Consider the following 22,473-nt stretch of genomic DNA (forward strand, 5'->3'; position numbering starts at 1 on the left):
CCGCGGGGCTGGCCCGCGGCGGGTGTCGGCGATCAGTGCAAGGCCTCTTCGGCCTTCTGGATCGCGGCGAATTCCTCTTCCGGTGTGCCCGCTACCAGGTGGTGGCGGCTGTAGAACGCAAAGTAGGCAATTAATACTCCATAGATCACCGCGGCGCCAATCACAACCCGCGGGTCGACCAGGAAGCCCGCCACCACGGCGATGCACGCCAGTACCAGGGCTACGCCCGAGGTGAAGACGCCGCCGGGGGTGCGATACGGGCGTTCCATTTTCGGACGGCGGATGCGCAGGGTGATGTGTGCAGCCATCATCAGCACGTAGGACAGCGTGGCGCCGAACACCGCGACCAGAATCAGCAGGTCGCCCTGGCCGGTCAGCGACAGCCCGAAACCGATGAGGCCGGGGATGATCAGGGCCAGGACCGGCGCCTTGCTTTTGTTGGTCTCGGAGAGTTTGCGCGGCAGGTAGCCGGCGCGGGACAGCGCGAAGATCTGCCGCGAGTAGGCATAGATGATCGAGAAGAAGCTGGCAATCAGGCCAGCCAGGCCGACCAGGTTGACGAAGCTGCCCATCCAGGTGGAGCCGCCATAGGCTTTGGACAGTGCCTCGACCAGTGGGTTACCGGAGGCCTTGAGCGCTTCGGAGCCCGCCGCGCCAGGGCCGATCACCAGAATCAGCAGGGCGAAGGCCAGCAGCACCAGCATCGCGCCGATCAGGCCGCGGGGCAGGTCGCGTTTCGGGTTTTTGGTTTCTTCGGCGGCCAGCGGCACGCCTTCGACGGCGAGGAAGAACCAGATGGCGTATGGGATTGCGGCCCACACGCCGACATAGCCGAACGGCAGGAAACTGCTGGCGCCGGCGGCGTCGGTCTTGGCGATGTCGAACAGGTTGGCTGCATCAAAATGGGGCACCATGCTCACCAGGAACACGCCCAAGGCAATGGCGGCAATGGCGGTGATGATGAACATCAGCTTCAGCGCTTCGCCGACGCCGAAGATGTGGATGCCGATGAATACGATGTAGAACGCCAGGTAGATGACCCAGCCGCCGATGCCGAACAGTGACTCACAATAGGCGCCGATGAACACGGCGATGGCCGCCGGGGCAATGGCATATTCGATGAGGATGGCCGTGCCGGTAAGAAAACCGCCCCATGGGCCAAAGGCGCTGCGGGCAAAGCCGTAGCCGCCGCCTGCAGTGGGGATCATCGACGACAGCTCGGCCAACGAGAAGCACATGCACAGGTACATGGTGGCCATCAGCAGGGTGGCGAGGAACATGCCGCCCCAGCCGCCTTGGGCCAGGCCGAAGTTCCACCCGGCGTAGTCGCCGGAGATCACATAGGCGACCCCGAGGCCGACCAACAGCACCCAGCCGGCTGCGCCTTTTTTCAGTTCACGTTGCTGGAAATAGTCCGAACCGACTTTTTCGAAGTCGACAGAAGAGCCTGCCGGCACATTACCGGAATGATCGCTTGGCATAGTTTCACCTGTTGTTTTTCTTGGTGGCCGGAGGGACTTCCAGCCCATGGTGATAGGTACTGCAGGAAGCGAGCCAGAGCGGTTCGTGCACGGGAACCGCGCTGGCTTGTGGTGGTGACGAACCGCTGCGGTGGGCTGCAAAGCAGCCCCCGCAGCCATCTCAGGTTTAGAAGAAGCCCAACGGATTGATGTCGTAACTCACCAGCAGGTTCTTGGTCTGCTGGTAGTGATCGAGCATCATCTTGTGGGTCTCACGCCCAACGCCGGACTTCTTGTAACCGCCAAACGCGGCATGCGCCGGGTACAGGTGGTAGCAGTTGGTCCATACGCGGCCAGCCTTGATGCCACGGCCCATGCGATAGGCGCGGTTGATGTCGCGGGTCCACACACCGGCACCCAGGCCGAACTCGGTGTCGTTGGCAATCGCCAGGGCTTCGGCTTCGTCCTTGAAGGTGGTGACGCTGACCACCGGGCCGAAGATTTCTTCCTGGAATACGCGCATCTTGTTGTTGCCCTTGAGCAGGGTCGGCTGGATGTAGTAGCCGGTCGACAGCGCGCCTTCGAGTTTTTCCACCTTGCCGCCGGTCAGCAGCTCAGCGCCTTCTTCCTTGGCGATTTCCAGGTACGACAGGATCTTCTCGAACTGCTGTTGCGACGCCTGGGCGCCGACCATGGTGTCGGTGTCCAGCGGATCGCCACGCTTGATCTGCAGGACCTTCTTCATCACCACTTCCATGAACTGCGGGTAGATCGACTCCTGCACCAGGGCACGCGACGGGCAGGTGCACACTTCGCCCTGGTTGAAGAATGCCAGCACCATGCCTTCGGCGGCCTTCTCGATGAAGCTCGGCTCGGCCTGCATGATGTCTTCGAAGTACACGTTAGGCGACTTGCCGCCCAGCTCGACGGTGGACGGGATGATGTTTTCGGCGGCGCATTTCATGATGTGCGAGCCGACCGGGGTCGAACCGGTGAAGGCGATTTTGGCGATGCGTTTGCTGGTGGCCAGCGCTTCGCCCGCTTCGCGGCCGTACCCTTGGACGACGTTGAGCACGCCTTTGGGCAGCAGGTCGCCGATCAGCTCCATCAGTACGGTGATGCCCAGCGGGGTCTGCTCGGCGGGTTTGAGGACCACGCAGTTGCCTGCGGCCAAGGCCGGGGCGAGTTTCCACGCGGCCATCAGCAGCGGGAAGTTCCACGGGATAATCTGCCCGACCACGCCCAGAGGCTCGTGAATGTGATAGGCGACGGTGCCTTCGTTGATTTCGGCGGCGCCGCCCTCTTGGGCGCGGATGCAACCGGCGAAGTAACGGAAGTGATCGACTGCCAGCGGGATGTCGGCGTTGAGGGTTTCGCGGATTGGCTTGCCGTTGTCCCAGGTTTCGGTAATGGCCAGGACTTCAAGGTTCTGCTCGATGCGGTCGGCGATTTTCAGCAGCACGTTGGAGCGGTCCTGAACGGACGTGCGGCCCCAGGCATCGGCGGCGGCGTGGGCGGCATCCAGGGCTTTGTCGATGTCTTCGGCAGTGGAGCGGGGAAACTCTGCGATCAGCTTGCCATTCACCGGGGAGGTGTTTTCGAAGTACTGCCCCTTGACCGGAGCTACGAATTCACCACCGATGTAGTTGCCGTAGCGGCTCTTGAAGGAAACCTTCGCGCCTTCGGTACCGGGATGTGCGTAACGCATGGTGTGTCTCCTGGCTATTGTGTTTGTTAGGGAGTTGAAAAGCGTAGAGCAAAGGTTGGGCCAGTGTTTTGAGGTTCTGCTAAATCAAGTACTTAGGGTAATTTTCAGGGGGCTGTGAAAGCCCGCTGTGCCAGCCGTGGTACGGCCTGTGTGACACTTTGTGCCATTTGCGACACGCTGCCGGCAGGTGCATTGCAAAGGCCCGCCGGGTGGAGGATGCTGGCTGAACGCTCGATCTGCGGAGAACCACAACACATGCAGAGCAATCACTTGAGTCGCCATGCCCAGCAAGTGCATACCGTTGCCCACGGTGAAGCCGGGGCGGGCGGCAGTGACCCGGCGATCGCCCGGTCCTGGCTGCGCTGCCTCGAGGATTACCACCTCGACCCGACGCTGATCGAGGCCCCCGTGGTGCTTGAACACGGGCGCTTGCTGGAAACCCGCGAGCGCCTGCACCAGGTGCTGAAAATTGCCGACGCCGAGATGAACAGCCTGCATCAGCAGCTCTCTGGCGCTGGCCATGCGGTGCTGCTGACCGATGCCCGTGGGGTGATCCTCAACTGTGTCAGCGCCCCCAGCGAGCGGCGCATCTTCGAGCGGGCAGGGCTGTGGCTGGGCGCCGACTGGAGCGAGGCGCGCGAAGGCACCAACGGTATCGGCACCTGCCTGGTCGAGCGCCAGGCCCTGACCATTCATCAGCACGAACACTTTCGTGGCCGCCACACCGGCCTGACGTGCTCGGCAAGCCCGGTGTTCGACCCGCATGGCGAACTGCTGGCGGTACTCGACGTGTCGTCGGCGCGGCCCGATGTGTCGCGGCAGAGCCAGTTCCACACCATGGCCTTGGTCAACCTCTCGGCGAAGATGATCGAGAGCTGTTATTTCCTGCGTCATTTCCAGCAGCAGTGGCTCCTGCGCTTTCATCTGCAGGCTGAGTCGGTCGGCTTGTTCAGCGAGGGCTTGCTGGCCTTCGAGGGTGACGGGCGGATTTGCGCCGCCAACCAGAGCGCGCTCAACCTGTTGGGCACCGTTCGCGGTGGCGTGCTGGGGCAACCGGTGGAGCGGTTTTTTGCCTGCAGCCACGACGAACTGTTCAGCCGCGCCGTGCCAGGCGGCAGTACTGTTTGGCCGTTGCAGACTCGCGACGGCCGCCAGGTGTTTGCCAGCCTGCGGGGCCAGGCGCGTACGCCGGTATGGTCAGTACCGCTCAGCCAGCCCCAGCCCCAGCGTGCTGAAGCGCCAGGCATCTGCCTGCTCGACCCGGCGTTGCAAAACGACTTCCGCCGCTGCGTGCGGGTATTCGAGCGCGATGTGCCGCTGCTGTTGCGTGGCGAGACCGGTTGCGGCAAGGAGGCATTCGCCCAGGCCGTGCACCAGGCCAGCCTGCGTCGCGGCAAGCCGTTCGTGGCGATCAACTGCGCCTCGATCCCAGAGAGCCTGATCGAAAGCGAGCTGTTCGGTTACCGCGGTGGCAGCTTTACCGGCGCACGCAAGGAAGGCATGCGCGGCAAGCTGCTGCAGGCCGATGGCGGCACGTTGTTGCTGGACGAGATTGGTGACATGCCACTGGCCTTGCAGACGCGCCTGTTGCGGGTCCTGGAAGAGCGCCAGGTGGTGCCGATTGGCGGCGAGCCCCAGGCCGTGGACGTGCGCATCGTCAGTGCCACCCACCGCGACCTGCTGGAGCGGGTGGCGCAGGGCAGCTTCCGCGAAGACCTGTATTACCGGCTGAACGGGCTGGAGGTGGCCTTGCCCGCGGTGCGTGAGCGCAGTGACAAGGGCCAGTTGCTGGACTTTTTGCTGCGTCAGGAAGCCCAGGGGCAACGGGTCGAACTGGAGCCCAGTGCGCGTCAGGCGCTGCTGGACTTTGCCTGGCCGGGGAACGTGCGGCAGATGCGCAATGTATTGCGCACGCTCGTGGCGCTTTGCGATAACACCTACATCGGGTTCTCCGACCTGCCCGCGACTTTCCGGAGTAATGCGGCCCCTGTGGGGGCGGGCTTGCCGCGCGAAGCAGGCAACGCGGTGGATGGCACCGGCTTTGCCGGTGTTCGCGGGGCAAGCCCGCTCCCACACGAGGAGCAAAACGGTCTCCCCCACAAGCGCGCGCCAGTGCGCCTTGAGGACGCTGAGTGCGAAGCGCTGCTGTCAGTGCTGGAGGCAAACCGCTGGCACTTGACCCGCGTTGCCGAGCATCTGGGCATCAGCCGCAATACCTTGTATCGAAAACTGCGCAAACACGGCATCACCCGGGTCGGCTGAGCGAAACAGCGGGTGCGATTTCCCGCGCCCTGGGCTACCCTGCCTCGATGTTTTGCGAGGTCGACCATGCATATTCACATTCTCGGTATTTGCGGCACGTTCATGGGTTCCCTGGCGGTCCTGGCCAAAGAGCTTGGCCACCGCGTCACCGGCTCCGATGCCAATGTCTATCCCCCGATGAGCACCCAGCTCGAAGCCCAGGGCATCGAGCTGACCCAGGGCTATGACCCGGCTCAGCTAGACCCTGCACCCGACTTGGTAGTGGTCGGCAACGCCATGTCGCGGGGCAACCCGGCGGTGGAATACGTGTTGAACAAGGGCCTGCCCTATGTCTCTGGCCCTCAGTGGCTGGCTGACCACGTGCTGCAGGGCCGCTGGGTATTGGCCGTTGCCGGTACCCATGGCAAGACCACCACCAGCAGCATGCTGGCTTGGGTGCTGGAGCATGCCGGCATGAGCCCTGGGTTCTTGATCGGCGGCGTGCCACAGAACTTCTCGGTGTCCGCGCGTTTGGGCGACACCCCGTTCTTCGTGGTCGAGGCCGACGAGTACGACAGTGCGTTCTTCGATAAACGCTCGAAGTTCGTTCACTACCACCCGCGCACCGCGATTCTCAACAACCTTGAGTTCGATCACGCGGACATCTTCCCCGATCTGGCCTCCATCGAGCGCCAGTTCCACCACCTGGTGCGCACGATCCCGAGTGAAGGCCTGGTGATCCATCCGACCACCGAACAGGCGCTGGAGCGGGTCATCGGCATGGGTTGCTGGACCCCGGTGCAAACCACCGGTGAAGGCGGCCAATGGCAGGCGCGCCTGCTCAGCCCCGATGGGTCGCGCTTCGAAGTGCTGTTCGAGGGCGAGGCACAGGGCGTGGTCGATTGGGCGCTGACCGGTCAGCACAACGTCGCCAATGCCTTGGCAACCCTGGCTGCGGCCCGCCATGTCGGTGTAGTGCCGGCCATGGGTATCGCCGGGTTGAGCGCCTTCAAGAGCGTCAAGCGGCGCATGGAGAAGGTCGCTGAAGTGCAGGGCGTGACCATCTACGATGACTTCGCTCACCACCCGACCGCCATCGCCACTACCCTCGACGGCCTGCGCAAGCGCGTAGGTGAAGCACCGGTGATTGCGGTGATCGAGCCGCGCTCCAACTCGATGAAGCTCGGTGCCCACCGCGATGGCCTGCCGGAAAGCGTCAACGATGCCGACCAGGTCATCTGGTACGCACCGGCCAACCTGGGTTGGGACCTGGCCGCCACGGCGGCGCAGTGCACCGTGCCGAGCGTGGTTGCCGACAGCCTCGAAGCGATCATCGAGCGCATCAAGGGCCAGGCACGGCCGGGCACCCACGTGGTGATCATGAGCAACGGCGGCTTCGGCGGCCTGCACGGCAAACTGGCCGAGGCGCTCAAGTGAGCGGGCCGGAGCGCATCACCCTGGCCATGACGGGCGCCTCTGGCGCGCAATATGGCCTGCGCCTGCTCGATTGCCTAGTGCGTGAGGACCGCGAGGTGCATTTCCTCATTTCCAAGGCCGCGCAGTTGGTGATGTCCACCGAAACCGATGTGTTGCTGCCGCCTAAGCCTCAGGCGATGCAGGCGTTTCTGACCGAATACACCGGCGCTGCCGACGGCCAGATCCGCGTGTATGGCAAGGAAGACTGGATGTCGCCGGTGGCTTCCGGCTCTGGCGCACCGGCGGCGATGGTGGTGGTGCCGTGTTCCACGGGTACCTTGTCGGCGATTGCCACCGGTGCTTGCAACAACCTGATCGAGCGGGCCGCCGACGTCACCTTGAAGGAGCGCCGCCAGTTGATTCTGGTGCCGCGTGAGGCCCCGTTCTCGACGATCCACCTGGAGAACATGCTCAAGCTGTCGCAGATGGGTGCCGTGATCTTGCCTGCGGCCCCAGGCTTCTACCATCAGCCGCAAACCATCGATGACCTGATCGATTTCGTCGTTGCGCGCATTCTCAACCTGCTGGACATCCCTCAGGACATGCTGCCACGTTGGGGTGAACATCACTTTGGGGCGGATGATTGAAGCGAGCACTGTCGGGGTTGGTCGCATTGGCGCTGCTCAGTGGCTGCGCCACGGTGCGTACGCTGGATGCCAACAAGCCGGGCGCGCCGGTGGTGTATGCCGGTACGCGGCTGGACCTGTATGTGATGAACGGCGGGTGCTGCCCTAAAGATCATTTCGGCGCGCTTGCGCCGGCCTACCCAGGCCTGGATCTGCCCGGTAGCCTGTTACTGGATACGCTGCTGCTGCCGTTGTCGTTGCTGACGGCCGCAGGCGTCGGCTTCCAGGCCACCGGCGGGCTTTGATTACCGTATTAACGCGTAATCCGTGCGGGATCCACGCCCGGCGCTAGTTTTTGCCCAGGCGGCGCAGTTCATCCGACTCGATCACCCGCACCCCGTCTTCTTCCTCCAGCGCCAGGCGCCACAGCGCCCGTGCCAGGGTGCACGCCTCGATACCTCGATACTTCCCAGGTATCAGCTTGGAAAGCGGCGAAATCAGTTGCTCGCCAAAGCGCGGCTCAATGCGATCACCCAGCAGCACCGACGGGCGGACGATGGTCAGCTGTGGCCAGTCCTGGGCCTTCAGCGCTTCCTCCATTTCACCTTTGACGCGGTTGTAGAAGATCGATGATTTAGGGTCGGCGCCGACTGCGCTGACAACCAGCAAATGGCGTGCACCGAGTTCCCGGGCGCGCTTGCTGAAGGCCACGACCATGTCCAGATCGACGGCGCGGAAAGCCGATTCGGAGCCGGCCTGCTTGAGCGTGGTACCCAGGCAGCAATAGGCGATATCGACACGCCCGGCCAGCTGCGGAAGAAACACCGCCGGGTCGCCCACTGGGTTTTCCAGGTGCGGGTGTTCGGCCAGCGGCCGGCGCGTAGGGGCCAGCACCCGGCTGATGGTCGGTTCGTTGAGTAGGCGGTCTAGCAGGTGTTCACCCGTCAGACCCGTGGCACCGGCAAGCAGGACATGCTGAGGCGTCAAATACATGATGTCTCTCCCTTGTTACACACAAGCTTAGTGGTTGCCGGGCTTTTTTTCCTGCTGCTCCACCGTCGCTTGCGCAGCATTGCGTAGCGCTTCTTCGGCCTGTTGCCGGCGTAGGTGCTGCCAGTGTGCCAGTACTGCTGGCGGCGCCCACAGCTGCGGTTCAGAGGCTTCGAAACCTTCCTTTCGTTCTCTTTCGGCAACGCTGGCGCGTGCCAGTTCAAACGCCTGTTTCAGGTCGTCGGTCTGGTTCAGCGCCTCGGCGAACAGGGCATCGCCAAAGTAGGTGAAGTCGGCTTCTTCCGAGCAACCGAACGACACCCGATCGGCGCGGGCGGCGGTCATGATCACCGTGCGATCGTCTTTGAGCGGCGCGATGTAGCCCCCTGAATAGCAGGCCGAGATGACGATTACCTTGTCGCGCTCTTTCAGCGGTGCCAGGGCACTGGCCAGCTCGTCGGCGGACAGGTCGGCCAGTTGCAGGCGGGGTTGGTCGAGCACCAGTTGGTGGTCGTGGCTGCCGTGGCTGGTGAGGTAGATGAACACCAGGTCCTCGGGGCCGCTGCGTTCGGCCAGGGTATGGGCAGCGCGGATGAGGTTCTCGCGGGTGGCCATGGGGCGGCTGGCCATGTGGTCCCGGTGGTTGACCAGGGTGACCTGGCCGCGGGCGCCAAAACGGACTTTGAGCATGTTGCTGACATAGTCGGCTTCGCGCAGGAACACGCTTTGCTGGCCATCGCCGGCCACGACCAGGCTGTATAACTGGATGGCCGGCGCGGTAGGCGGCACCCGTGCCAGCGCGTCCTCTAGCAGGCGGCCCTGGTTGAGCAAGGCCAGGTCTAGCGGGTCGGGCAACAGCGTGCCCTTTTCGTCGCGCACGCGTACGCCATTGACCCAAGTGCCACCCTCGACCTTGCCGTTGCTGAGGGTCAGCCGGCCTTTGCCATGGTAGGCATCGTTTTCGAAGGTGCCGATGTACTGGCTGCCGTCGGCCAGTTGCAGGTTGCCTTGGCCAGAAAAGTGCCAGTCAACGAAACCGCCTTTGTAATGGCTGCCATCGCTGCCGAGCAGTTCACCTTCGCCGACCAGTGAGCCATCCTTGAATTCGCCGATCCACACGTCACCTTCGGCGCTTTCATAGCGGCCGCGGCCTTCCAGGCGGTTGTCCTTGAACTCCCCGATGTATTGCTCGCCGTCGACGCTGTCGTAGGTGCCGCTGCCTTGCAGCAGGCCATCGACGAAACGGCCGCTGAACTGGTTGCCGCTGGCGTCGCTGCGCACGCCGGCACCGTTCGGTTTGCCTTTGGCGAACAGACCCTGGTAGCGGCTGCCGTCGGCCAGCTCCAGCTCGCCTGCGCCTTCGTACTGGTCGTCCTTGAACTGGCCGCGGTAGGTCTGGTCGGCTTGCTTGAGGGTGCCTTCACCGTCACGTCGGCCGTGGCTGAAGGTGCCGGCATAGTGGCTGCCCGGTGTGGTCAAGTCGCCGAGGCCCTGGAACAGGCCTTCGGCGAACTGGCCCCGGTAGACCTCACCGTTCTGGCCGTGCCATTCGCCCTGACCATGCCATTGGCCGTCCTTGAAACTGCCGGCGTACCAGCTGCCATTGGGGTAGTCGATGCGGCCCTCGCCTTGCAGCAGGCCATTGACCACTTCGCCCCGGTAACGCCCGCCGTCGGGCAGCCGCGCGTCCGGAGGTAGTAGCGATTCGCCATCTCCGCACGCGGCGAGCAACAGGATCAGGGTGACAGGGATCAGTGGACGCATGGTGGAGACCGGGCAATAGGTCTGCCGAGTATGACGCAGAATGGGGGGCTGAGACAGATAGGGCATAAGCAGATAAACAACAGGCCCGCAGTCTTTGTAGGAGCGCCCCGGCAAGGCCGCTCCAGTATCTGCGCTGCCCTTGTGGGCGGAGCAGTATCAATGCTAGGTGATGCTCCCGGCCTGGCGACGCAACAGCAACTCGGCCAGCGCTTTGGTCATCTGTAGGTGATGCACCGCATTGACCAGCATGTTGATGCCCGGCTCACCCGCATTGGCGCAGATGTATTCGTCCAGGGTGTCTTCGATACCGCTCATCAACTGGAGAGCATGGATCACGGCGTCTACCGAGGGCATGTCTTGGTTGATGCTGTAGAAGGGGCGGGAAGTCAGCGTTTTGGGTGGATCTGGGACAATCTTCTTCATAATCACAACTCACACGTCGGTTCAGAAAATAGCCTCCACAGGGTCCTTTCTCACGGGACTAGGGTGGCGACCGTGCACGGGGTGAGAAATCCGAGGACGTGTGAGCTCGGCCAGACCGAAGCCTGCCCGCGCACGGCTGCCATGACGAATGCCGCAATCACACACCTTCGGGTTTCTCACGCCCGGTCACCAAACATGGCGACCCTGAGACGTTATCCCTGAGATGTTTCCCCGACAATGGAGCGACCTCGGACAGGCTCGTAGGATAATTCGCTTGATGATGAGAGCTGAAGCATTTCGTTTCAGGTTCGGAAATACCTTACAGATCGCGCGATGGCGGGGTGCATGTCGGGGGATTAGGTGGTGGCTGACAGGTGCATGCCTTGATTAGGGCAGCGCCTCTGAGGTCGAGCGCCGCCCGCGCGGCGCATCGCGAGCAACGCTCGCTCCTACGTTTGTTTTCGGCCAATAACGCCTGTGACAGGCGCGCGCGACCGCCTTGTTTGTTCGACGCGATATCGCGTCATCCGTCAAGGCGGTCGCGCGCGTTTGCCCCAGGAATAATTGGCCCGAAACAAACGTAGGAGCGAGCGTTGCTCGCGATGCGCCGCGCGGGCGGCGCTCGATCTCACAGGCGCAGAACCCCTCAAGGCATGTACTTCTAAACCCAGACACCACCCCAAGCCATGCCCCTCATTCCCTCAATGCCCCCGCAAAAAATCCACCATCTTCCGGTTGACCGCTTCAGCCGCCTCCATCTGCACCATATGGCCAGCGTCCGGCAGTACCAGCACTTCGGCTTCCAGCCCGTCGGCATGGCTGGCCGGGATAATCGCGTCCTTCCCGCCCCAAATCACCAGCGCCGGGTGCTGCCCCAGCACACCGCGCAGGTCGTGGCGCTGCTGGTCGCCCTCGGCGATGGCCGACACCAGCTGGCGCAGCGCCGCATCGACGCCCTCCAGGCGCTTGAACTTGAGCATGTCCTCCAGCAATTGCCGGGTGACCAGCGCCGGGTCGGCAAACAACTGCACCATTTGCGGCTTGAGTGCATTGCGGTTCGCCGCAGCCACGAAACCTTGGAGGTACTGCCCGTTGATGGCAGTCCCAAGCCCAGCACTGGCCACCAGGGTGAGGCTGGCCACCCGCTGTGGCGCCAGGCGCGCCACGTTGAGGCTGACAGCGCCGCCCATCGAGTGCCCGGCCAGGTGGGCGCGGGGGATGTCCAGGTGGTCGAGCAGTGCCAGCACAGTTTCGCTCAGTTCATCCAGGTCGCCGCGTTGCAGCGCCTTGGCCGACTCCCCGTGCCCCGGCAGGTCAAGGGCGATGACGCGGCGCTCGGCCGCCAGCGCCGGGTGGTTGAACAACCAGTTGTTCAAATCACCGCCAAAGCCATGCACCAGGACCAGCGGCGTTCCGCCTTCGCCCAGTTCGAACCAGCGCAACAGGCGGCCGCCCACGTCGGCTTTTTGCGGGGTTGGCCCTTGTGCCTGGTCGGCGCCACCTTCGGCGACGAATTCAGCCTGGAAGCGCTGCACCACGGCATCGATCTCGGCCTCGTCGGCTTCGCCTTCCACCACCACCGCCAGCAACGCGCCGACCGGCAGGGTTTCATCTGGCTGGGCCACCAGGCGGCGCAATACACCGCTGAAGGGGGCTTCGACGCTGCTGCTGATCTTGTCGGTCTCGACGTCCAGCACTTCGTCGCCTTTGTTGATGGGGTCACCTTCCTGCTTGAGCCAGGTGTCCACCCGGCCCTCGGTCATCGACAGGCCCCACTTGGGCATGGTCAGCGTATGGATCTGGCTCATGCGGCGCTCCTTGCAGCTTCGATCACTTTGCGCACGGCGGCCTCGATCTTCGCCGCGTCGGGGATGTACAGGTCTTCCAGCGCATCGGAGAACGGCACCGGCGTGTGCGGCGCGGTGACCATCTCGATCGGGCCCTTGAGGGCGCTGAAGGCTTTCTGCGCCACCAGTGCGCTGATGTCGGTGGCCATCGAGCAGCGCGGGTTGGCTTCGTCGATCACCACCAGACGGCCGGTTTTCTCGACACTTTCCAGGATGCTGTCTTCATCCAGCGGGCTGGTGGTGCGCAGGTCCAGCACTTCGCAGTCGATGCCTTGGCGGGCCAAGTTGTTGGCGGCTTCCAGCGCCACATGGACCATGCGCCCGTAGGTCACCAGGGTCACGTCGTCGCCGTCGCGCAGGAAGTTGGCTTCGCCGAACGGCACGCTGTAGACCTCTTCCGGCACCTCGCCCTGCAGGCTGTAGAGCAACTTGTGCTCGCAGAAGATCACCGGGTCGTTGTCGCGTATCGCCTGGATCAACAAGCCCTTGGCATCGTATGGCGAGGACGGGCAGACCACCTTGAGGCCGGGGATGTGTGTCCACAGCGAGGTGAGCATCTGCGAGTGCTGGGCCGCAGCGCGCAGGCCAGCGCCGTACATGGTGCGCATCACCAGCGGGGTCACGGCCTTGCCGCCGAACATGTAGCGGAATTTGGCGGCCTGGTTGAGGATCTGGTCCAGGCAGCAGCCGGCGAAGTCGACGAACATCAGTTCGCACACCGGGCGCAGGCCTTGGGTTGCGGCACCCACGGCGGCGCCGACATAGCCGATTTCCGACAGCGGCGCGTCGAGCACCCGCCCCGGGAACTGGTGATACAGGCCCCTGGTCACGCCCAGCACGCCACCCCAGGCGTCCTCTTCACCGGGCGCACCGGCACCGCCAGCCACGTCTTCGCCAATGATGAAGACAGTGCTGTCGCGGCGCATTTCCTGGGCCAAGGCTTCGTTGATGGCCTGCTGGTAGCTGATCTTTCTTGCCATGGTGATTCTCCTCTTGTTCTTGTAATCCGCGGCTCAGGGGTAGCTGACGTAGACGTCGCTGAGCAGGTCGGCGGGCTGTGGCTTGGGATCGGATTTGGCGCGGCGCACGGCGTCTTCGATCAGGTCTTCGACACGCGCGTCGATGGCGTCGAGTTGCTCAGCGCTGAGCAGGCCGGCACGGGTGGTCTTGTTGCGGAACTGCATCAGGCAATCACGGGACTCGCGCAGGTTTTTCACTTCATCCGGGGCGCGGTAGGTTTGCGCGTCCCCTTCGAAGTGGCCGTAGTAGCGGCTGAGCTTGACCTCGATCAGCGAGGGGCCTTGTCCGGATCGCGCACGCTCGATGGCAGCGCCTGCGGCTTCGTACACGGCGAAGAAGTCGAAACCATCGATGGTCACGCCCGGCATGCCAAAGCCGGCAGCGCGGTCGGCAATGTGGTCGCAGGCCACCGACCAGTTCGACGCCGTGGCCTCGGCGTAGCCGTTGTTCTCGGCGACGAAGATGCACGGCAGGTTCATGATCGAGGCCATGTTCATGGCTTCGAACACGGCGCCTTCGTTGGAGGCACCGTCGCCGAAGAAGGCCACCGACACGTCATCGCGGCCCTTGAGTTTGGCGGCCAGCGCGGCGCCTGCAACCAATGGCGCACCGGCCCCGACGATGCCGTTGGCACCGAGCATGCCCTTTTCCAGGTCGGCAATGTGCATCGAGCCGCCCTTGCCGCCGCACACGCCGGTCTTCTTGCCGTAGATCTCGGCCATCATGCCGTACACGTCTACGCCCTTGGCGATGCAGTGGCCGTGGCCGCGGTGGGTCGAGGCGATGCAGTCGCTGTCACGCAGGTGGGCCATGACGCCTGCGGCGGACGCTTCTTCGCCGGCATAGAGGTGGACGAAACCGGGGATTTCGCCGGTGGCGAATTCCACGTGCAGACGTTCCTCGAAGGCGCGGATGGTGCGCATCACTTCATAGGCATGCAGTAGTTGTTCTGTACTGAGTTGATTGGACATCTTGTTGTTCTCCAGGGTTGTCTCAACACGCGGTTGCAGGGTGTAGCCGGTGGCCGCGCGGCACGGCCAGCAGGTGATGGCGGGCGGCGTGGGCCAGCACGGCCTCGACGTCCACGGTGAGCGGGCCTTGGTGGTCCAGGGTGATGGTGGGGGTGTCGTGCTCGGCGAATTCGATCTCGCGTTCACCATCCAGGGCCAGGGTGCCGCTGCTTAGGCTCAGGCGATGGGCGGCGCCGGGCGTCAGCACGCCGCTGGCGGTGATGCCGCAGCCTTGCAGCAGGCCAGGCGCCAGGGGCGCGAGCAGGGCCTGCTCGGCGCCAGGGTTCAGGCGCACCCAGGCGCCGTGCGGGTCCTGGCGTGACACCGGGCACCACAAGCCGCACAGGGCCGACAGGCCAATGGCATGGGGTTCGGCGAAGCAGGCGAACACCTCGCTCAGGTCTTCGCTGCGGCTCAGGGCGCGGGCGCCGATGAAACGCTGGGGTGACACGGCGACTTCCACCAGTGCCCACTCGTCCAACTGCTGCTCGGGCACCTTCACCCGCAAGCGCTTGTTGCGGCGCAGGCCGATGCTGGCGGGCACGCGGCCGCTGGCGAGCAAGCCGCCCGCCAGGCCGGCGCTGGTGGCTTCGCGTAATTCCGGGAAGGCATTGTTGGTGCCGGTGGACAAGGTCAGCAGTGGGATGTCACCGGCTTCTGCTGCCACTGCCTTGTGGGTGCCGTCGCCGCCGAGCACCGCGATCATCGCCACGCCTTGGCCGACCATGCGTCGGGTGGCCAGGCGGGTATCGGCAACGGTCTGGGTCAATGGCAGGTCGAGCACCTCGATGTTCGGCCAGTGCTGGTCGCGCGCAGCGGGGCCTTGGCTGGCCTTGAGCACGGCGGCGGCGATGCCGGTCATGTCGGTTGGCAGCAGCACCCGGCCGATGCCGGTGGCACCGAAGGCGGCCAACAGCCGCTGGATCGCCGACGCCTTGTCGGTGCTCGAATAGAGCCCGGCACTGGCGGTCAGGCGGCGCAGGTCGCGGCCGGAGGCAGGGTTGGCAATGATCCCGACAGTCGGGGTGGGTTGCGGCATGGCGCACCTCGTATTCTTGTTTGTCAGGGACAGAGCAAGGGAGGTGCCAGCTTTGTTTCATCTGCCTGAAGTGGCTGTGCCAGAGCGGTCTGTGCGTAGGAAGGGGCGTGCGCCCAGCATGCCCGGCGAGACGCGGGGTGCCAGGCTGCGGCGGCGTTTGCCGAGACGCTGAGACGCTGCGTCTCAAGCGAGCCGGTATTCACACAGTGCTTGTCGGGGCATGCCCGGAAGCGCTTAATGGCCGCACAACGATAAAAACAGCAATGAGAACCGGAGGGCCTGAATGCTTGCCGCGAACTCCCGAGCCCATGTCGACTGCGTCAGCCGGGTGCTGAAAAACGCCGACCGCCTGCCACAGGCACCGGTGCCGCCGCTGATCCTCGATTCCTGGCGCCGCTCCATGGACCTGTATCGCCTCGACCCAGGCTCCCAGCAGGGCCCACGTATCCTTTCGCAAAGCCTGCTCAACGAATGCCGCGAACGTGCCGAGCTGTTTCTGCGCATCGCCGGCGACGCCGTGGCACGGCTGCATGAGCAGGTCCGCGGCGCCGACTATTGCGTGCTGCTCACCGATGCCCAGGGGCAGACCATCGATTACCGGGTCGAGTCCGCCATCCGCAATGACTGCCGCAAGGCCGGGTTGTACCTGGGCACCTGCTGGTCGGAAGGCGAGGAGGGCACGTGCGGGGTGGCGGCGGTGCTGACCAGCAAGGCGCCGGTCACGGTGCACAAGCGCGATCATTTTCGCGCCGCCTTCATTGGCCTGACCTGCACGGCGGCACCGGTATTCGACCCACTGGGCGAGCTGCTGGGTGTGGTGGATGTCTCGGCCTTGCGATCCCCGGATGACCGCCGCAGCCAGCACCTGATTCGGCAGTTGGTCGAGCAGACCGCGCGCGAGATAGAAAACGCCTTCTTCATGCACAGTGCCCAGGGCCATTGGGTGATGCGCGCGCATGGCACGCCGGGCTATGTCGAAAGCCAGCCCGACTACTTGCTGGCCTGGGATGCCGATGGCCGCCTGCAGGCAATCAACAGCCTGGCCCGGCAGCGCCTGGTGGAGCGCCTAGGCCGCTTGCCTGAGCACATCGGCGAGCTGTTCGACCTGGGCCAGCTGCGCTGTAGTAACGAGGCCTCGGCCCAGCGCTTGCCAGGCTGGGGCGAACTGTATGGCCGCGTCAGCGCACCGCAACGGCGCTCGCGCCCGCAGCCTTTGCACCAGGCACAGGACGCGCGCATCGAGCAGCACCTGCGCCTGGCCACGCGGGTCAAGGACTGTAGCCTGGCGGTGCTGGTGCAAGGCGAGACGGGCTCGGGCAAAGAGGTTTTTGCCCGTCAGTTGCACCAGCAAAGCCAGCGCCGCAAGGGGCCTTTCGTCACGCTGAACTGTGCGGCCATCCCTGAGAGCCTGATCGAGAGCGAGCTGTTCGGCTATGTAGCCGGGGCCTTTACCGGCGCCTCCAGCAAAGGTATGCAAGGGCTTTTACAGCAAGCTGATGGCGGCACCCTGTTTCTCGACGAAATCGGCGACATGCCACTGAACCTGCAAACCCGGCTGTTGCGCGTGCTGGCGGAGGGCGAAGTGGCGCCCTTGGGCGCGGCGCGGCGTGAGCGGGTGGATATTCAGGTGATCTGTGCGACACACCGGGACCTGGCAGCAATGGTGGCGGATGGGCGTTTTCGTGAGGACCTGTACTTCCGCCTGGCCAACGCCCGGTTCGCGCTGCCGCCGTTGCGTGAGCGGGAGGATCGGCTGGGTTTGATTCATCAACTGTTAGCCGAAGAAGCCGAAGCGTGCGGGGTAGAGGTGGTGTTGGCGGACGATGCATTGCAGGCGCTGCTGCTTTACCGTTGGCCGGGGAACCTGCGCCAACTGCGGCAGGTGTTGCGTTATGCCTGTGCGGTGAGTGAGGGCGGGTGGGTGCGCCTTGAGGATTTGCCGCAGGAGGTACGCGGCGATGCGGTGGCGTCTGCTGAGGTGGATGCCAGCAGCCCGGCTCGGCAACTGTTGCTCGATGCGCTGATCCGGCACCGCTGGAAGCCGGCTGATGCGGCGCGGGCGTTGGGGATATCGCGGGCGACGCTGTATCGGCGGGTGCATGAGCATCGGATCGAGATGCCTAGAATGAAAGGGTGATGGGTTTGTCTCAGGATATTCAGCGCCTGTGGAATCGAGCGCCGCCCGCGCGGCGCATCGCGAGCAACGCTCGCTCCTACATTTGTTTCGGGCCAATTATTCCTGGGGCAAACGCGCGCGACCGCCTTGGCGCATGACGCGATATCGCGTCGAACAAACAAGGCGGTCGTGCGCGCCTGTCACAGGCGTTATTGGCCGAAAACAAATGTAGGAGCGAGCGTTGCTCGCGATGCGCCGCGCGGGCGGCGCTCGATCTCACCGGCAACACACCCCTCAAGGCATGCACCTGCCAGCACCACCTATCCCTAAAGCCCATAAAAAAACCCCGGAACAGGTCCGGGGTTTTGGTACATCACACTACACGATCACTCCTGGCTGGCCAGTTTGTGCTCGAGGTAGTGAATGTTGACGCCGCCTTTGCAGAAACCTTCATCACGCACCAGGTCGCGGTGCAGTGGGATGTTGGTCTTGATGCCGTCGACGACGATCTCGTCCAGAGCATTGCGCATGCGCGCCATGGCTTCTTCGCGGTCCTTGCCGTAGGTGATCAGCTTGCCGATCAGCGAGTCGTAGTTCGGCGGAACCGAATAACCGCTGTACAGGTGCGAATCGACGCGAACGCCGTTGCCACCTGGGGCGTGGAAGTGCTTGACCTTGCCTGGGCTCGGGATGAACTTCTTCGGGTCTTCGGCGTTGATCCGGCACTCCAGCGAGTGACCACGAATCACCACGTCTTCCTGGCGGAACGACAGCTTGTTGCCAGCGGCGATGCTCAGCATCTCCTTGACGATGTCGATGCCAGTGACCATTTCCGACACCGGATGCTCAACCTGTACGCGGGTGTTCATCTCGATGAAGTAGAAGCTGCCGTTCTCGTACAGGAACTCGAAAGTACCTGCACCGCGGTAGCCGATTTCGATGCACGCATCGACGCAACGCTTGAAGACTTCCTGACGGGCCTTCTCGTCGATGCCCGGTGCTGGCGCTTCTTCCAAAACCTTCTGGTGACGGCGCTGCAGCGAGCAGTCACGGTCGCCCAGGTGGATGGCGTTGCCTTGGCCGTCGGACAGTACCTGAACTTCCACGTGGCGTGGGTTGGTCAGGAACTTCTCCAGGTAGACCATCGGGTTGCCGAACGCAGCACCGGCTTCGGTACGGGTCAGCTTGGCCGAGGAGATCAGGTCCTCTTCCTTGTGCACCACACGCATACCGCGACCACCACCGCCACCGGCGGCCTTGATGATCACCGGGTAGCCGACGTCACGGGCGATCGCCAGGGCGACTTCTTCGTCTTCCGGCAGCGGGCCGTCAGAGCCTGGTACGGTCGGTACGCCCGACTTGATCATCGCGTCCTTGGCCGAAACCTTGTCGCCCATCAGGCGAATGGTGTCGGCTTTCGGGCCGATGAAGGCGAAACCGGATTTCTCTACCTGCTCGGCAAAGTCGGCGTTTTCGGCCAGGAAGCCGTAGCCCGGGTGGATCGCGGTGGCGCCAGTCACTTCGGCGGCAGCGATGATCGCCGGGATGTGCAGGTACGAATCCTTGGATGACGCGGGACCGATGCAGACCGACTCGTCTGCCAGGCCCAGGTGCATCAGTTCGCGGTCAGCCGTGGAGTGCACGGCGACGGTCTTGATGCCCAGCTCTTTGCAGGCACGCAGGATCCGCAGGGCAATTTCCCCGCGGTTGGCGATCAGGACTTTTTCGAGCTTCGCAGACATCGTTGGCTCTCCGCGGTTCAAACGATGGTGAACAGCGGCTGGTCGAACTCAACCGGCTGGCCGTCTTCTACCAGGATGGCGTCGATGACACCGCCGATCTCGGCTTCGATGTGGTTCATCATCTTCATCGCTTCGACGATGCACAGGGTGTCGCCTTTTTTCACCGACTGGCCAACTTCAGCAAAGTTAGGCGAGGTCGGCGATGGCTTGCGGTAGAAGGTACCGACCATTGGCGAGCGAACCACGGTGCCTTTCAGCGCCGGGGCAGCAGCTTCGGCGACAGGGGCAGCAGCAGCAGCAGCGGCCGGAGCAGCGACAGGGGCAGCAGCCATTGGGGCGGGTGCGTAGAACTGCTGGGCAGCTGGGGTTTTGCTGTGACGGCTGATACGGACCGACTCTTCGCCTTCCTTGATCTCCAGTTCGTCGATGCCAGACTCTTCCAGCAGTTCGATCAGTTTCTTGACTTTACGGATATCCATTAATCATCAACTCCCAAAGGTTCGGTCAGGGGGCGTAATTGAAAACGTGTCTAAAACGTTTCTCTCAAACCCCGGCCCACTTAGGCCAGGGTCTCTGTCATCAGGGCTGTGCGTTGGCAGCCAGTTGTTCCAGCGCGGACTCCAGGGCCAGGCGATACCCGCTGGCGCCCAGGCCGCAAATCACCCCTACGGCCACATCGGAAAAGTAGGAGTGGTGACGGAACGGTTCGCGTTTGTGCACGTTGGACAGGTGCACTTCGATGAATGGGATGCTCACCGCAAGCAATGCGTCACGTAATGCGACACTTGTGTGGGTGAAAGCAGCCGGATTGATCAGGATGAAGTCCACACCCTCGTTGCGTGCGGCGTGAATGCGGTCGATCAGTTCGTATTCGGCATTGCTCTGCAGGTACTGCAGATGGTGGCCCGCGGCGCGGGCACGTTGCTCCAGGTCCTGGTTGATCTGGGCCAGGGTCACGGCGCCGTAGTGGCCCGGCTCGCGAGTACCGAGCAGGTTGAGGTTGGGGCCGTGAAGCACCAGTAGCGTAGCCATCTGCGGATTCCTTGGATTTGTAGGGCAATTCGACACAGCGCGGCGAGTGTGCCGTAAAGCGACGGCAAGTGTCCAGTTCCCGGCAATAGCCAGCACGATGTCCGAGATTCGCGCGAAGTATGTGACCGGATAATTAAATCTGGTCACTGTCTTGAGGATTTTTCGCAGCTCGCCGGAAGTTATAGACCGAGTTTGCCGCGCACGCGCGTCAGAACCTCGGCGAAATCGCCGGTGTTTATCTCGCCTATGACCCGATCAGCGGTTATTTCGCTGCCGTTCGCCGCAAAGAACAGCAGCGCAGGCGGGCCGAACAGCTGGTAGCGGTCGAGCAGCGTACGTTGCTCGGCGTTGCTCTCGGTGATGTCGAAACGCAGCAATTTGAAGGCGCTCAGCTGCGATTGCACCTGCGGCGCATTGAGCACTTCGTGCTCGATCACCTTGCAGCTGATGCACCAGTCGGCGTACCAGTCCAGCAACACCGGCTGGCCCGCGGCCTTGGCCTGGGCCAGTGCCGCGTCGAGCGCGGCGGGGGTGGTGAGGGTCTGCCAGGCATCGGCCTTGACGGCCGGGCTGGCGCTGCCCGTGGCCGCGGCGGGGGCAGGCAAGGGGCGCAGGGGGTCGCCCTGGCCGTTCAGTGCCCCGTACCAGCAGGCCAGGGCGTAGACCAGCAACGCCAGGCCGAGCAATTGCGCCAGGCGTTGGCGCGGGGTTTTGATGACGAATTCCAGGGCCCCGAGGAACAGCGCCACGCCGGCAGCCAGGAAGCCGACCAGCAGCAACGTCGCCTGGCCAGGCAGCACGCGGCTGAGCAAGCCGATGGCCAGCCCTAGCAACAGCACACCGATGGCGTTTTTCACCGTGTTAAGCCATGGGCCGCTCTTCGGCAACCAGGCTGCGCCACCGGTAGCCACCAGCAGCAACGGCGCACCCATGCCCAGGCCGAGGGCGAACAGTTTCAGCGCACCCCCCAGGGCATCGCCGCTGGCGCTGATATAAAGCAGGGCACCGGCCAGTGGCGCCGACACGCAGGGCGACACCAGCAAACTGGAAAGCACGCCCAGCACTGCCGCGCCGACTAGCGAGCCACCTTTGGTGCGGTGGGCGAGCGAGTCCAGGCGATTGTTCAAGGCCTGTGGCAGCTTCAATTCGAACAGGCCGAACATGGCCAGGGCGAACACCACGAAGAACAACGCGAAAGGCACCAGTACCCAGGCCGACTGCAGCCGTGCCTGCAGGTTCAAGCCCGCGCCGAACAGGCCCATCAGCGCGCCCAGCACGGCGAAGCTGGCGGCCATCGATACAACGTAAGCAAGCGACAGCGCGAGGCCGCGCAAGCCGTTAGCCTGGCCACGCAGCACCACGCCCGAGAGGATGGGCAGCATCGGCAGCACGCAAGGGGTGAAGGTTAGGCCGACGCCAGCGAGGAAGAACAGCAACAGGGATTTCCAGCTCCAGGCCTGTTCACCTGTGGCCGGTGCCGCGCTGGAGGGGCCACCTTCGCCATCGATGCTCAGGCGCGCGGTTTCCGGGGGGTAGCACAGGCCTTTGTCGGCGCAGCCCTGGTAGCCCACCAGCAGGGTGAACGCGCGAGGGTCGGTGCGTGGCAGCTCGATGTCGAGCACGCCGTGGTACACCTCGACGTCACCGAAGAACTCATCGTGCTTGGCTTCGCCTTTGGGGATGTTGGGCGTGCCCACGGCCACGTCGGCCGGCTCTGTGCGGAAATTGAAGCGGTGGCGGTAGAGGTAGTAGCCGTCGGTAGCGACGAAACGCAGCTTGATGCTCTGGGCATCGGCCTGGATCAGGCTGAGCTTGAACGCTTCGTGCACGGGCAGAAAATCGGCAGCGTTGGACAGCGAAGCGGCGCCGAGGGTGGCGCTGGGGCGGTTGTCGAGCAGGCCCGTGGCGAAGGCAGGGCTGGCCAGCAGCAGGAACAGCAGGAGAAACAGGCGGCGCATGGCGGACTCGCGAGGTGGAACGTGCTGGGCATGATAGCGGAGTTGGTAGGGGTTGGGGCCAGTGGTGCTCGTCAGGCAATT

General features: G+C 63.8%; 17 protein-coding genes and 1 pseudogene. 5 read left to right on the forward strand and 13 right to left on the reverse strand.

The annotated features are described in order from the left end of the window. Nucleotides 1-32 precede the first annotated feature (32 nt). Both eat and ACMCNM_RS03205 read right to left on the reverse strand, forming a co-directional pair. Entirely contained in the window at nucleotides 33-1,481 is a 1,449-nt protein-coding gene (gene eat / locus ACMCNM_RS03200; protein ID WP_099428234.1) for an ethanolamine permease, read from the reverse strand. Nucleotides 1,482-1,647: 166 nt separating this feature from the next. Beyond that, the gene (locus ACMCNM_RS03205; RefSeq protein ID WP_099428235.1) at nucleotides 1,648-3,168 is read right to left on the reverse strand and encodes an aldehyde dehydrogenase family protein; all 1,521 of its coding nucleotides are present in this window, start codon (nucleotides 3,166-3,168) and stop codon (nucleotides 1,648-1,650) included. Nucleotides 3,169-3,423: 255 nt separating this feature from the next. On the opposite strand from ACMCNM_RS03205, the gene ACMCNM_RS03210 reads away from it, so the two are divergent. From ACMCNM_RS03210 to ACMCNM_RS03225, 4 genes are all read left to right on the forward strand, one after another. After that, nucleotides 3,424-5,430 (forward strand): sigma-54-dependent Fis family transcriptional regulator, encoded by a 2,007-nt coding sequence (locus ACMCNM_RS03210; protein ID WP_412763930.1) that lies wholly within the window; start codon nucleotides 3,424-3,426, stop codon nucleotides 5,428-5,430. 66 nt (nucleotides 5,431-5,496) lie between these two features. Further along, nucleotides 5,497-6,846 (forward strand): UDP-N-acetylmuramate:L-alanyl-gamma-D-glutamyl-meso-diaminopimelate ligase, encoded by a 1,350-nt coding sequence (gene mpl / locus ACMCNM_RS03215; protein ID WP_085274005.1) that lies wholly within the window; start codon nucleotides 5,497-5,499, stop codon nucleotides 6,844-6,846. Next, entirely contained in the window at nucleotides 6,843-7,472 is a 630-nt protein-coding gene (gene ubiX, locus ACMCNM_RS03220; RefSeq protein ID WP_186682127.1) for a flavin prenyltransferase UbiX, read from the forward strand. Before mpl ends, ubiX begins: the two co-directional genes overlap by 4 nt. Further along, nucleotides 7,469-7,756 carry a YceK/YidQ family lipoprotein gene (locus ACMCNM_RS03225; RefSeq protein ID WP_027594939.1) on the forward strand — a complete coding sequence of 96 codons (288 nt, stop codon included), beginning with the start codon at nucleotides 7,469-7,471 and terminating at the stop codon, nucleotides 7,754-7,756. Before ubiX ends, ACMCNM_RS03225 begins: the two co-directional genes overlap by 4 nt. A gap of 43 nt (nucleotides 7,757-7,799) precedes the next feature. Here the strand turns inward: ACMCNM_RS03225 and ACMCNM_RS03230 are convergent, their stop codons facing one another. From ACMCNM_RS03230 to ACMCNM_RS03260, 7 genes and pseudogenes are all read right to left on the reverse strand, one after another. Then, nucleotides 7,800-8,444 (reverse strand): oxidoreductase, encoded by a 645-nt coding sequence (locus ACMCNM_RS03230; protein ID WP_027594940.1) that lies wholly within the window; start codon nucleotides 8,442-8,444, stop codon nucleotides 7,800-7,802. A gap of 27 nt (nucleotides 8,445-8,471) precedes the next feature. Further along, nucleotides 8,472-10,205: a C13 family peptidase gene (locus ACMCNM_RS03235; RefSeq protein WP_412763931.1), complete on the reverse strand. Its 1,734-nt coding sequence runs from the start codon at nucleotides 10,203-10,205 to the stop codon at nucleotides 8,472-8,474. A gap of 162 nt (nucleotides 10,206-10,367) precedes the next feature. Further along, nucleotides 10,368-10,628, reverse strand: coding sequence for a hypothetical protein (locus ACMCNM_RS03240; RefSeq protein WP_265970169.1), 261 nt, complete (start codon nucleotides 10,626-10,628; stop codon nucleotides 10,368-10,370). Nucleotides 10,629-11,329: 701 nt separating this feature from the next. Beyond that, nucleotides 11,330-12,436 carry an acetoin dehydrogenase dihydrolipoyllysine-residue acetyltransferase subunit gene (locus tag ACMCNM_RS03245; RefSeq protein ID WP_412763932.1) on the reverse strand — a complete coding sequence of 369 codons (1,107 nt, stop codon included), beginning with the start codon at nucleotides 12,434-12,436 and terminating at the stop codon, nucleotides 11,330-11,332. Further along, nucleotides 12,433-13,455, reverse strand: a complete 1,023-nt coding sequence (locus tag ACMCNM_RS03250) for an alpha-ketoacid dehydrogenase subunit beta (RefSeq protein ID WP_412763933.1) — start codon at nucleotides 13,453-13,455, stop codon at nucleotides 12,433-12,435. Before ACMCNM_RS03250 ends, ACMCNM_RS03245 begins: the two co-directional genes overlap by 4 nt. A gap of 33 nt (nucleotides 13,456-13,488) precedes the next feature. Further along, complete coding sequence (locus ACMCNM_RS03255; protein WP_027594944.1) at nucleotides 13,489-14,466, reverse strand: thiamine pyrophosphate-dependent dehydrogenase E1 component subunit alpha; 978 nt, start codon at nucleotides 14,464-14,466, stop codon at nucleotides 13,489-13,491. A 38-nt stretch (nucleotides 14,467-14,504) separates the two neighbouring features. After that, nucleotides 14,505-15,544: pseudogene (locus ACMCNM_RS03260) on the reverse strand (ATP-NAD kinase family protein); the annotation flags it as partial. Between the two features lie 283 nt (nucleotides 15,545-15,827). On the opposite strand from ACMCNM_RS03260, the gene ACMCNM_RS03265 reads away from it, so the two are divergent. Next, nucleotides 15,828-17,681 (forward strand): sigma-54-dependent Fis family transcriptional regulator, encoded by a 1,854-nt coding sequence (locus ACMCNM_RS03265; protein ID WP_412763934.1) that lies wholly within the window; start codon nucleotides 15,828-15,830, stop codon nucleotides 17,679-17,681. A gap of 365 nt (nucleotides 17,682-18,046) precedes the next feature. On the opposite strand, the gene accC is transcribed toward ACMCNM_RS03265, so the two are convergent. From accC to ACMCNM_RS03285, 4 genes are all read right to left on the reverse strand, one after another. Continuing rightward, nucleotides 18,047-19,402, reverse strand: coding sequence for an acetyl-CoA carboxylase biotin carboxylase subunit (accC, locus tag ACMCNM_RS03270; RefSeq protein ID WP_027594949.1), 1,356 nt, complete (start codon nucleotides 19,400-19,402; stop codon nucleotides 18,047-18,049). A gap of 17 nt (nucleotides 19,403-19,419) precedes the next feature. Continuing rightward, nucleotides 19,420-19,881 carry an acetyl-CoA carboxylase biotin carboxyl carrier protein gene (gene accB / locus ACMCNM_RS03275; protein ID WP_186682112.1) on the reverse strand — a complete coding sequence of 154 codons (462 nt, stop codon included), beginning with the start codon at nucleotides 19,879-19,881 and terminating at the stop codon, nucleotides 19,420-19,422. Between the two features lie 100 nt (nucleotides 19,882-19,981). Then, nucleotides 19,982-20,434 carry a type II 3-dehydroquinate dehydratase gene (aroQ, locus tag ACMCNM_RS03280; protein ID WP_008093086.1) on the reverse strand — a complete coding sequence of 151 codons (453 nt, stop codon included), beginning with the start codon at nucleotides 20,432-20,434 and terminating at the stop codon, nucleotides 19,982-19,984. A 179-nt stretch (nucleotides 20,435-20,613) separates the two neighbouring features. Then, nucleotides 20,614-22,392, reverse strand: coding sequence for a protein-disulfide reductase DsbD (locus ACMCNM_RS03285; RefSeq protein WP_412763935.1), 1,779 nt, complete (start codon nucleotides 22,390-22,392; stop codon nucleotides 20,614-20,616). Nucleotides 22,393-22,473 lie beyond the last annotated feature (81 nt).

This window comes from Pseudomonas sp. NGC7, from assembly GCF_047159675.1.
Lineage (GTDB): Bacteria > Pseudomonadota > Gammaproteobacteria > Pseudomonadales > Pseudomonadaceae > Aquipseudomonas > Aquipseudomonas kermanshahensis.